Below are 12989 nucleotides of genomic sequence, written 5' to 3'. Positions count from 1 at the left end.
TTCAGTCTTGGTCACATCTCGAAATCAGAGGAAACCCATGGTTTACTCCTATTCTGAAAAGAAGCGTATTCGTAAAGATTTTGGTAAACGTCCAAAAGTTTTGGATATCCCTTACCTATTGTCAATACAGTTGGACTCATTTAAGAAGTTCACCGATCAAGATCCTACTGGCGAGCGTGGCTTTGAAGCTGCCTTCCGTAGCGTTTTTCCCATCAAGAGCTTTTCTGGTAACTCAGAGCTACAGTATGTTAGCTACAAGTTAGGTGAGCCTGTTTTTGATGTGAAAGAGTGTCAAATCCGCGGTGTTACATATTCGGCTCCTCTACGCGTTAAATTGCGAATGGTCTTGTATGATCGTGAAGCTGCACCTGGAACAGTCAAAGACATTAAAGAACAAGAAGTCTACATGGGGGATATCCCTCTTATGACTGACAACGGTACCTTTGTTATCAATGGTACTGAGCGTGTTATCGTATCTCAGTTACACCGTTCACCTGGTGTGTTCTTCGATCATGACCGCGGCAAGACCCACTCTTCTGGTAAAGTGTTATATAACGCACGTATTATTCCTTACCGTGGTTCTTGGTTAGATTTTGAATTCGATCCAAAAGATGCACTATTTGTACGTATAGATCGACGTCGTAAGCTTGCGGCTTCTATCATTCTGCGTGCACTAGATTACTCTACTCAGGATATTCTGGATCTGTTCTTCGATCGTGTTAATTTCAAGATCAAGAAAGATACACTTGTCATGGATCTTGTTGCTGAACGTCTTCGTGGCGAGACAGCAAGTTATGACATCAAGGATGCTGATGGTGCAATTTTAGTTGAGAAGGGACGTCGCATCACTGCTCGTCATATTCGTCAACTAGAAAAGTCGAACACCACAGAGCTTGAAGTACCTGTAGAATATATTGCAGGCAAGATTTCTGGTCAGGATTATATCGATCCAGATACAGGTGAAGTTTTAATTTCTGCTAACGCAGAGATCACCCTTGAAGATCTTGCAAAGCTTTCAATGGCTGGCACTAAAGAGATAAGCACACTGTATATCAACGAGCTTGATAACGGTGCTTACATGTCAGATACCCTACGTATCGATTCAACTACAAACCGCCTTGAAGCGCTTGTAGAAATCTATCGTATGATGCGTCCTGGCGAGCCACCAACCAAAGATGCTGCAGAAGCCCTATTCAACAACTTATTCTTTAGCGAAGAACGTTATGATCTATCTAAAGTAGGTCGTATGAAGTTCAACCGTCGTCTGAGCATTGGCGAAGATGAAGGTTCAGGTATCCTGACTAAAGAAGACATCGTTGCGGTAATGAAGAACATCATTACTATTCGTAATGGTGGCGATGAAGTCGATGATATCGATCACTTGGGTAACCGTCGTATCCGTAGTGTTGGCGAGATGGCTGAGAATCAGTTCCGTGTTGGTCTAGTTCGTGTAGAACGTGCCGTACGTGAGCGTCTAAGTCTTGGTGATCTTAATGAGCTAATGCCACAAGATCTTATCAATGCTAAGCCTATCTCTGCAGCAGTTAAAGAGTTCTTCGGTTCTTCTCAACTGTCTCAGTTTATGGATCAAAACAACCCGCTTTCTGAAGTGACGCATAAGCGCCGTATTTCGGCTCTTGGCCCTGGTGGTTTGACCCGTGAACGTGCAGGTTTCGAAGTTCGAGATGTACACCCGACTCACTATGGTCGTTTATGTCCAATTGAGACCCCTGAAGGTCCAAACATTGGTCTAATCAACTCATTAGCAAGTTTCGCTCGTACTAACTCTTACGGCTTCCTCGAAACACCTTATCGTAAAGTTATCGATGGTGTTGTGACAGATCAGGTCGATTACCTATCTGCAATCGAAGAAGGTCGTTACGTTATCGCGCAAGCAATCGTAGACCTTGATGAAAATGGTCGCATGATGGACGAGCTAATTGCTTGTCGTCACAAAGGTGATTCAACCTTTATGACCGCTGGTGACATTCAATATATGGATGTATCGCCACAGCAGATCATTTCAGTTGCGGCGTCATTGATTCCGTTCCTAGAACACGATGATGCTAACCGAGCCTTGATGGGTGCGAACATGCAACGTCAAGCTGTACCAACACTAAGAGCTGATAAGCCATTAGTCGGTACAGGTATCGAGCGTATTATTGCCGTCGATTCAGGTGTTGTTGTTGCTGCTAAGCGTGGCGGTTATGTCGATTATGTCGATGCAAGCCGTATCGTTGTTAAAGTTAACGAAGCTGAGCTTACTCCTGGTGAAGCTGGTATCGACATCTACAACTTGACTAAATACACGCGTTCTAACCAGAACACCTGTATTAACCAACGTCCTTGTTGTTCGATGGGTGATCCGGTTGTTCGTGGTGACGTTTTAGCCGATGGTCCATCTACCGATTTAGGTGATTTGGCTCTTGGTCAGAACATGCGTATCGCGTTCATGCCTTGGAACGGTTACAACTTCGAAGATTCAATCCTTATCTCTGAACGTGTTGCTATGGAAGATCGTTTCACGACTATCCATATTCAGGAGCTTTCTTGTATTGCTCGTGACACTAAGCTAGGTAGCGAAGAGATCACTGCTGATATTCCAAACGTTGGTGAGTCTGCGCTTTCTAAGCTGGATGAGTCAGGTATCGTTTATATCGGTGCTGAAGTTAAGGGTGGCGACATTTTAGTTGGTAAAGTGACACCTAAGGGTGAAACTCAGCTGACTCCAGAGGAGAAACTCCTCCGAGCTATCTTCGGTGAAAAAGCCTCTGACGTTAAAGACAGTTCACTACGCGTACCTAATTCTGTAAAAGGTACTATCATCGACGTACAGGTATTTACCCGTGACGGCGTTGAGAAAGATAAGCGTGCTGTTGAAATTGAAGAGATGCATGTTGCTCAGGCGAAGAAAGATTTGTCTGAAGAGTTCCAGATCCTCGAAGAGGGTGTTTACGGACGTGCACGCAAGCTGTTACTAAATGCAGGATTCGAACAGGCACAGCTTGATGCTATTCCTCGTTCTCAGTTGTTAGTACAGACAATTGATGATGAAGCAAAGCAGACAGAGCTTGAGCAACTTGCCGAACAGCATGACGAACTAAAAGCTGATTTCGATAAGAAGTTTGAGATCAAGCGTCGTAAGATCACTCAAGGTGATGATTTAGCACCTGGTGTATTGAAGATTGTTAAGGTTTACCTTGCAGTTAAACGTACTATCCAGCCTGGTGATAAGATGGCGGGTCGTCACGGTAACAAGGGTGTTATCTCTAAGATTAACCCTGTTGAAGACATGCCTTACGATGAAAACGGCAACCCAATTGACATCGTTCTGAACCCACTAGGTGTACCATCTCGTATGAACATCGGTCAGGTTCTTGAGGTGCATATGGGCGCAGCGGCTAAAGGTATCGGTGATAAGATCACTGCAATGCTTGAAGAGCAACGCGAACTTGCTGAATTACGTAGCTATATCAAAGATGTTTATGAATTAGGTGACGAAGTGCAACAGCGCGTCGATATCAACTCATTCACAGATGATGAAGTTGTACGTCTTGCTAAGCACCTTAAGGGTGGTATCCCTATTGCGACTCCAGCGTTTGATGGTGCAAAAGAGAAAGAGATTAAGGAAATGTTAGCACTAGCTGGCCTACCTACCTCTGGACAGCGTACCTTATACGATGGTCGTACAGGTAATGAGTTTGAGCGTCAGGTAACCGTTGGTTACATGTACATGCTTAAACTTAACCACTTGGTTGACGATAAGATGCACGCCCGTTCTACCGGTTCGTACAGTCTTGTTACTCAGCAGCCACTGGGCGGTAAAGCTCAGTTTGGTGGTCAGCGTTTCGGTGAGATGGAAGTATGGGCACTAGAAGCATACGGTGCAGCATATACCCTTCAAGAAATGCTAACTGTTAAGTCTGATGATGTTAACGGTCGAACACAGATGTATAAGAGCATCGTCGACGGTAACTACCAGATGCAACCAGGCATGCCAGAGTCATTCAACGTATTGTTGAAGGAGATCCGTTCACTTGGTATTAATATCGAGTTGGATCAAGACTAAAACTAACTTAGGTTAGTTTGGCAATAAATTGGTGTCCTGCATTAGCGGGGCACTCGGTTTAACTCCTTCAGGAGAGAAACGTGAAAGACTTATTAAAGTTTCTGAAACAGCAAAGCAAGACTGAAGAATTTAACGGCATCAAGATCGGACTAGCGTCGCCAGATCTGATCCGTTCTTGGTCATTTGGTGAAGTTAAGAAGCCAGAAACCATTAACTACCGTACCTTTAAGCCTGAGCGTGAAGGCTTATTCTGTGCGCGTATTTTTGGTCCAGTAAAAGATTACGAATGTTTATGCGGTAAGTATAAGCGTCTTAAGCACCGTGGTGTGATCTGTGAAAAGTGTGGCGTTGAAGTTACACAGACTAAAGTACGTCGTGAGCGTATGGGTCACATCGATCTAGCCAGCCCAGTTGCACATATTTGGTTCTTGAAGTCACTTCCGTCTCGTATCGGTTTGATGCTAGATATGACTCTTCGTGATATCGAACGTGTACTTTACTTCGAATCTTTCGTAGTAATCGAGCCTGGCATGACCAGTCTTGAACGCGGCCAAATGCTGACAGAAGAAAACTATCTGGATGCATTGGAAGAGTACGGTGATGAATTCGAAGCTAAGATGGGTGCTGAAGCAGTTCTAGAATTGCTACGTGCTATCGAGCTTGAGAAAGAAATTGAGATGATGCGCGAAGAATTGCCATCTATCAATTCTGAGACTCGTCGTAAGAAGATCACTAAGCGTCTTAAGCTTATTGAGGCTTTCTTCCAATCAGGTAACAAGCCTGAGTGGATGATCCTTAAAGTGCTTCCGGTTCTGCCACCAGATCTTCGTCCACTAGTACCACTAGATGGCGGTCGTTTTGCTACGTCTGATTTGAACGACCTTTACCGTCGTGTGATCAACCGTAACAACCGTCTAAAGCGTCTGTTAGATTTAGCTGCTCCAGATATCATCGTACGTAACGAAAAGCGTATGTTGCAAGAATCTGTTGATGCGCTATTGGATAACGGTCGTCGTGGTCGTGCTATTACAGGTTCTAACAAGCGTCCGCTTAAATCTTTGGCCGATATGATCAAAGGTAAGCAAGGTCGTTTCCGTCAGAACTTGCTAGGTAAGCGTGTGGATTACTCTGGTCGTTCGGTTATTACCGTAGGTCCAACTCTTCGCTTACATCAGTGTGGTCTTCCAAAGAAGATGGCACTAGAGCTATTTAAGCCTTTCATCTATGGCAAGCTTGAAGGTCGTGGTCTAGCGACAACGATTAAAGCAGCTAAGAAGATGGTAGAGCGTGAAGTGCCTGAAGTATGGGATGTGCTAGACGATGTGATTCGTGAACATCCAGTCATGCTTAACCGTGCGCCAACACTTCACCGTCTTGGTATCCAGGCATTTGAGCCGGTACTGATTGAAGGCAAAGCGATTCAGCTTCACCCACTCGTTTGTGCGGCGTACAACGCCGATTTCGATGGTGACCAAATGGCTGTTCACGTGCCACTAACTCTGGAAGCACAGTTAGAAGCACGCTCGCTAATGATGTCTACCAACAACATTCTTTCACCTGCAAACGGTGAGCCGGTTATCACACCGTCGCAAGATGTTGTATTGGGTCTGTACTACACCAGCCGTGAGTGTGTTAACGGTAAAGGTGAAGGTATGGCGTTTGAGTCTATCGACGAAGTCGAAAAAGCTTACCGCACTGGCTTTGCTGCTATCCATGCACGCATCAAGGTTCGCGTAACTGAGACTCATATTGCAGAAGATGGTGAGCGCAGCGAAGCACGTCGTATCGTAGATACTACAGTGGGTCGTGCATTACTCTCTCGCATTCTGCCTAAGGGCCTTTCTTATGATCTGGTTAACCAGAACATGGGTAAGAAGCAGATCTCTAAGTTACTGAACACCTGTTACCGTCAACTAGGTCTTAAAGATACTGTTATCTTTGCTGATCAATTGATGTATGCCGGTTTCCACTATGCAACTGTTTCTGGTGCCTCTGTAGGTATCAACGATATGGTTATCCCAGCTGAGAAATACACCTTAGTAGCTGATGCTGAAGCTGAAGTTCTTGAAATTCAAGAGCAGTTCCAGTCAGGTCTTGTAACTGCCGGTGAGCGTTACAACAAGGTTATTGATATCTGGGCAAGTGCTAACGAAAAAATCTCTAAAGCAATGATGGATAACCTGTCTGTTGAGACAGTGATTAACCGTGATGGCGAAGAGGAAGAGCAAGAGTCTTTCAACAGTATCTACATGATGGCCGATTCGGGTGCTCGTGGTAGTGCTGCACAGATTCGTCAGCTAGCTGGTATGCGTGGTCTGATGGCTAAGCCTGATGGCTCAATCATTGAAACGCCTATTGTAGCTAACTTCCGTGAAGGTCTAAACGTTTCACAGTACTTTATCTCGACTCACGGTGCACGTAAAGGTCTAGCCGATACAGCACTTAAGACTGCTAACTCGGGTTACCTAACTCGTCGTCTAGTTGATGTGGCTCAAGATTTAGTTGTTATCGAAGACGATTGTGGTACTCACGAAGGTCTAACAATGAAGCCGCTTATCGAAGGTGGTGATGTTGTTGAGCCATTGCGTGAGCGTGTACTTGGTCGTGTGGTTGCTGTCGATGTTATGTACCCAGGTTCTGAAAAGGTACTTGCTCCTCGTAATACTTTGCTAGATGAAGCTTGGTGTGACTTGTTAGAAGAGCATTCAGTCGATGAAATGATCGTCCGTTCAGTCATTAGCTGTAATACCGATTTCGGTGTTTGTAAAGCTTGTTATGGTCGTGATTTGGCTCGTGGCCATATCATCAACCAAGGCGAGGCTATTGGTGTTGTTGCTGCTCAATCTATTGGTGAGCCAGGAACACAGCTAACGATGCGTACCTTCCACATTGGTGGTGCAGCGTCTCGAGCTTCAGCTGAAAACAACATTCAAGTTAAGAACGCGGGTACTGTTAAGCTACATAATGCTAAGCATGTTACTAGCAGCGAAGGCAAGTTGGTTATTGTTTCTCGTTCTTCTGAGATCGCCATTATTGACGAACTCGGTCGTGAGAAAGAGCGTTATAAGGTCCCTTACGGTACGATTCTAGAGAAACTTGAAGAATCTACTGTGGCAGCTGGCGAGATTATCGCTAACTGGGATCCGCACACTCACCCGATCATTTCTGAAGTAGCGGGTAGTAACAAGTTCGTCGATATGATTGAAAACGTCACTATGACACGTCAGACCGATGATCTTACGGGTCTGTCTTCAATCGTGGTGATGGAAGTCGGTCAACGTCCAACAGCTGGTAAAGAGATGCGTCCTGCGATTCGTCTAGTTGGCGCTGATGGTAATGACTTGATGATCCCTGGTACTGAAGTACCGGCGCAATATTTCCTACCTGGCAACGCAATTGTCAACCAGGATGATAACGCTACGATCAACGTTGGTGATGCGTTAGCACGTATTCCACAGGAGTCGTCAAAGACTCGTGATATTACCGGTGGTCTACCTCGTGTTGCTGATTTATTCGAAGCACGTAAGCCAAAAGAGCCAGCAATTCTTGCTGAATACTCAGGTACTATCTCGTTTGGTAAAGAAACTAAAGGTAAGCGTCGTCTGTTGATCACGCCTGCTGATGGTGGCAAGCCATACGAAGAGATGATCCCTAAGTGGCGTAACCTTAACGTGTTCGAAGGTGAAAAAGTCGAACGTGGTGAAGTTATTGCCGATGGTGCTGAAGCTGCACATGATATTCTACGTCTTCGTGGTATTCATAAAGTGGCTAACTATATCGTTAATGAAGTCCAAGACGTTTACCGTCTTCAGGGCGTAAAAATTAACGATAAGCATATCGAAGTGATCATTCGCCAGATGCTACGTAAGTGTTTAATCACTGATGCAGGTGATAGCAAGTTCTTAGCTGGTGAGCAAGCTGAAGTGGCTCGCGTTAAGATCGCTAACCGCGAACTTGAAGCGCAAGGTAAGAAGCCTGCGACATTCGATCGTGAACTTCTTGGTATTACCAAGGCATCACTAGCGACAGAGTCATTTATCTCTGCTGCATCGTTCCAGGAAACTACTCGTGTACTTACTGAAGCGGCTGTAGGTGGTAAGAGTGATAAACTACGCGGTCTGAAAGAGAACGTGATCGTTGGTCGCTTGATCCCTGCTGGTACTGGTTATGCTTACCATCAGAAACGTAATGCCGCAGCTGCTGCTAAAGCAGCGGGTAAGACGTCTGAGCAAGCATCATCGATTAGTGCAAGTGAAGCCGAGCAAAACTTGGCAGATCTGCTAAATCTTGCTGGAAGTTCTGATTAAATCGGGCTTAAAAGTAAATAGAATGTAAAAAAAGGCGCCTTGAGCGCCTTTTTTTTAGTTAATATCGGTTAAAAGTTGTCTATTTCTTGACAGATAGCCATTACCTTTCTAAACTTTCGCGTCCCACACCTGTGGGATATAGATTTTTCACACCTTACTGTTGAGTTTATCAACTGATTCGGAGCAATACATGGCAACTGTAAACCAGTTGGTTCGTAAGCCACGCGCACCTAAAGTCGACAAGACTAACGTGCCTGCGTTGGAAGCGTGTCCACAAAAACGTGGTGTTTGTACTCGCGTATACACAACCACACCAAAAAAACCTAACTCTGCACTACGTAAAGTAGCTCGTGTGCGTCTTACTAACGGTTTCGAAGTAACTTCGTACATCGGCGGTGAAGGCCACAACCTGCAGGAGCACAGTGTAATTCTAATCCGTGGTGGTCGTGTTAAAGATCTACCCGGTGTACGTTACCACACTGTTCGTGGCGCATTAGATTGTGCTGGCGTGAGTGACCGTCGTCAAGGTCGTTCTAAGTACGGAGCTAAGCGCCCTAAGTCTTAACGTTTTCCGTTAAGTAAGGCCAAGCTAATATTAAGATTCCAGTTTTGGGGTCCCTGAAGCATACGGAGAAATTGTTATGCCAAGACGTCGCGTTGTAGGACAACGTAAAATCCTACCAGATCCAAAGTTTAAAAGTGAGTTGCTGGCTAAGTTCATCAACGTCATTATGCAGGACGGCAAAAAGTCGACTGCAGAAAAGATTATTTACAAGGCACTAGATACCGCTTTCGAAAAGAAAGGCGAAGATCATCTAGTGATCCTTGAAGCAGCCCTGGAAAACGTTCGCCCTTCAGTCGAGGTTAAGTCTCGTCGTGTTGGTGGTTCTACTTACCAGGTACCATGTGAAGTACGCCCAGTTCGTCGTAATGCATTGGGTATGCGTTGGTTAGTTGAAGCTGCTCGTAAGCGCGGTGAAAAATCTATGGCTCTACGTCTAGCAGGTGAATTGGTAGACGCTTCAGATAACAAAGGTACTGCTGTTAAGAAGCGCGAAGACGTGCATCGTATGGCAGAAGCAAACAAAGCGTTTGCTCATTACCGCTGGTAATCTGTTGGAGCTGGCTTGTGCCAGCTCCATTTTCTACATCTCTAAGGTTTTCACCTTAGTTAAGAGGGTTTAAACGTGGCTCGTACAACTCCGATTGAGCGCTACCGAAATATTGGTATTGTTGCTCATGTCGACGCAGGTAAAACCACAACGACAGAACGTGTTTTGTTCTACACCGGTGTTTCTCATAAGATTGGTGAAGTTCATGATGGCGCAGCCACCATGGATTGGATGGAACAGGAGCAGGAGCGTGGTATAACCATTACTTCTGCGGCAACAACCACATTCTGGCGCGGTATGGAGGCACAGTTTACTGAGCACCGTATCAATATCATCGATACACCAGGACACGTAGACTTCACTATTGAAGTTGAACGTTCTTTGCGCGTACTCGATGGGGCCGTTGTTGTGTTCTGTGGGGCGTCGGGTGTTGAACCACAATCTGAGACTGTTTGGCGTCAAGCTGATAAGTATCATGTACCGCGTATTGTATTCATCAACAAGATGGATCGTGCTGGTGCTGACTTTGATAGTGTCGTCGAACAGATACGTAACCGTTTGGGTGCGACTTGTGTACCAATTCAAATGAACATTGGTGCGGAAGAAGAGTTTAAAGGCGTTGTTGACCTGATCAAGATGAAGGCCATTAACTGGTCAGAAGCTGATAATGGAACAACATTCACCTATGAAGATATTCCTGCTGAACTTGCCGATAAAGCGAGTGAGATGCGTGAATACCTGGTTGAAGCAGCCGCTGAGGCCTCGGATGAACTGATGGAGAAGTACCTCGAAGAGGGCGAACTATCAGAAGAAGAGATCAAGACGGCGCTGCGACAACGTACTCTCGCTAATGAAATTGTACTTGCTACCTGTGGTTCTGCATTTAAGAACAAAGGTGTGCAAGCAGTTTTAGATGCCGTTATCGAATATCTACCTTCGCCAGTCGAAGTGCCTGCAATTAAAGGCCTAGATGACAATGAGAAAGAGGTCGAACGCGCTGCGGACGATAATGCTCCTTTCTCCGCGTTGGCATTTAAGATAGCGACAGACCCATTTGTTGGAACTTTGACTTTTATACGCGTATATTCGGGTGTATTAGCAACAGGTTCTGGCGTTTATAATTCGGTTAAACAGAAGCGGGAACGCGTCGGTCGTATGGTGCAGATGCATGCAAACGATCGCCAAGAGATCAAAGAAGTACGCGCTGGCGACATCGCGGCTGCAATTGGTCTTAAGGACGTGACTACAGGTGATACTCTTTGTGATCCCGATCATAAAGTTATCCTTGAGCGTATGGAGTTCCCTGAGCCAGTGATTACGATTGCTGTTGAACCTAGATCTCAAGCCGATGAGCAGAAGATGGGTATCGCGTTGCAAAAACTTGCAGCAGAAGATCCTTCCTTCCGTGTTGAAACCGATCCTGAATCGGGTCAGACACTGATCTCTGGTATGGGTGAGCTACACTTAGATATTATTGTCGACCGTATGCGTCGTGAATTTAGTGTCGAGTGTAACGTAGGTAAACCTCAAGTCGCATATCGCGAGACTATTCGCTCGAATGTAGAAGTCGAAGGCAAGTTTGTACGTCAGTCAGGTGGACGTGGTCAATTTGGTCATGTTTGGTTGAAACTGGAGCCTCAAGAAGAAGGTTTTGGGTACGAATTTGTCAACGAGATTGTTGGTGGTGCTGTTCCGAGAGAATACATCCCTGCAGTAGATAAAGGTATTCAAGAGCAGATGAAGAGCGGCGTACTCGCTGGCTTCCCTATCTTGGACGTGAAGGTTACGCTCTATGACGGTTCATATCATGATGTGGACTCCAATGAGATGGCCTTTAAAGTTGCGGCTTCCATGGGTTTTAAAAAGGGCGCTTTAGAAGCTGACCCAGTAATTTTAGAACCCTGCATGAAAGTTGAAGTGACAACACCTGAGAATTACATGGGTGATGTTGTTGGTGACTTGAATAGACGTCGTGGCTTGATCGAAGGAATGGACGACGGCATTGCCGGCGTCAAACTCGTTCATGCAACCGTACCTCTATCTGAAATGTTTGGATATGCAACTGATTTGCGTAGTGCAACTCAAGGGCGTGCTTCATACTCTATGGAGTTTTTGAAGTATTCCGATGCACCGCAAAACATTGCTAAAGCGATTATGGAAGCTAGAGGCTAGTAGCCCTGTTATCCATATTTGTATAAATTAATTGCTATTGCTCGGTTCGAAGCCGAGCATTTCTGAAAAGAAAGGAATATATCGTGGCTAAAGAAAAATTTGAACGTAGTAAACCACACGTTAACGTTGGTACTATCGGACACGTCGATCATGGTAAAACAACTCTAACTGCTGCTATCTCTGCTGTTTTGGCAAAGACTTACGGTGGTGATGTTAAAGATTTCTCACAAATCGATAACGCTCCTGAAGAGCGTGAGCGCGGTATTACAATTAATACCTCTCACATCGAGTATGATACTCCTGCACGTCACTACGCACACGTAGATTGTCCTGGTCACGCCGATTATGTTAAAAACATGATCACTGGTGCTGCTCAAATGGATGGCGCAATTCTAGTAGTTGCTTCTACAGATGGTCCAATGCCACAGACTCGTGAGCACATCCTGCTTTCTCGTCAGGTTGGCGTACCTTTCATCATCGTATTCATGAACAAATGTGACATGGTAGATGATGAAGAGCTTCTTGAGCTTGTAGAAATGGAAGTTCGTGAACTTCTTTCTGAATATGACTTCCCAGGTGATGACCTACCAGTTATCCAAGGTTCAGCACTTAAAGCCCTTGAAGGCGAAGCTGATTGGGAAGCTAAGATTCTTGAGCTTGCAGATGCTTTGGATACTTATATCCCAGAGCCAGAGCGTGCTATCGATGGTGCATTCATTCTTCCAATCGAAGATGTTTTCTCAATCTCAGGCCGTGGTACAGTTGTAACTGGTCGTGTAGAGCGCGGTATCATCAAAATTGGTGAAGAAGTAGAAATCGTTGGTATCAGAGATACGACTAAGACGACTTGTACTGGTGTTGAAATGTTCCGTAAGCTGCTTGACGAAGGTCGTGCAGGTGAGAACTGTGGTGTTCTTCTACGTGGTACTAAGCGTGAAGACGTTGAGCGTGGTCAGGTTCTAGCTGCTCCAGGTTCAATCACTCCACATACAACTTTTGAATCAGAAATCTATGTTCTGTCAAAAGAAGAAGGCGGACGTCACACTCCATTCTTCAAAGGCTATCGTCCACAGTTCTACTTCCGTACAACTGACGTAACCGGTACTATCGAGCTTCCAGAAGGCGTAGAGATGGTAATGCCTGGTGATAACGTTCAGATGGTAGTAACACTAATCTGCCCAATCGCGATGGATGAAGGTTTACGCTTCGCTATTCGTGAAGGTGGCCGTACTGTTGGTGCTGGTGTTGTAGCTAAGATCATCGCTTAATAGCGATTAGTCTTACTAGACACTAAAGAAAAGGAAGCTTCGGCTTCCTTTTTTATTGCCT

At 45.3% G+C, this 12989-nt stretch carries 6 protein-coding genes; all 6 read left to right on the top strand.

Features of this window, described 5'->3' with window-relative positions; translation table 11 throughout:
• Positions 1-37 precede the first annotated feature (37 nt).
• The 6 genes from rpoB (at position 38) to tuf (ending at position 12928) form a co-directional block, all read left to right on the top strand.
• Positions 38-4069, top strand: coding sequence for a DNA-directed RNA polymerase subunit beta (gene rpoB / locus FM038_RS24090; RefSeq protein WP_142873448.1), 4032 nt, complete (start codon positions 38-40; stop codon positions 4067-4069).
• 80 nt (positions 4070-4149) lie between these two features.
• The gene (gene rpoC / locus FM038_RS24085) at positions 4150-8376 is read left to right on the top strand and encodes a DNA-directed RNA polymerase subunit beta' (RefSeq protein ID WP_195873163.1); all 4227 of its coding nucleotides are present in this window, start codon (positions 4150-4152) and stop codon (positions 8374-8376) included.
• A gap of 190 nt (positions 8377-8566) precedes the next feature.
• Positions 8567-8941 (top strand): 30S ribosomal protein S12, encoded by a 375-nt coding sequence (rpsL, locus tag FM038_RS24080; RefSeq protein ID WP_142873450.1) that lies wholly within the window; start codon positions 8567-8569, stop codon positions 8939-8941.
• A gap of 76 nt (positions 8942-9017) precedes the next feature.
• Positions 9018-9488 carry a 30S ribosomal protein S7 gene (gene rpsG / locus FM038_RS24075; protein WP_142873451.1) on the top strand — a complete coding sequence of 157 codons (471 nt, stop codon included), beginning with the start codon at positions 9018-9020 and terminating at the stop codon, positions 9486-9488.
• Between the two features lie 75 nt (positions 9489-9563).
• On the top strand, positions 9564-11660 hold the full coding sequence (fusA, locus tag FM038_RS24070; RefSeq protein ID WP_142873452.1) for an elongation factor G: 2097 nt from the start codon (positions 9564-9566) through the stop codon (positions 11658-11660).
• 83 nt (positions 11661-11743) lie between these two features.
• Positions 11744-12928, top strand: a complete 1185-nt coding sequence (gene tuf / locus FM038_RS24065) for an elongation factor Tu (RefSeq protein ID WP_142873441.1) — start codon at positions 11744-11746, stop codon at positions 12926-12928.
• The last annotated feature ends 61 nt before the right edge of the window (positions 12929-12989 follow it).

The sequence above is a fragment of the Shewanella eurypsychrophilus genome (assembly GCF_007004545.3).
Classification (GTDB): Bacteria; Pseudomonadota; Gammaproteobacteria; order Enterobacterales; family Shewanellaceae; genus Shewanella; species Shewanella eurypsychrophilus.
Note: the sequence above shows the minus strand (reverse complement) of the source record. Positions and strands in the feature narration are given on the sequence as shown.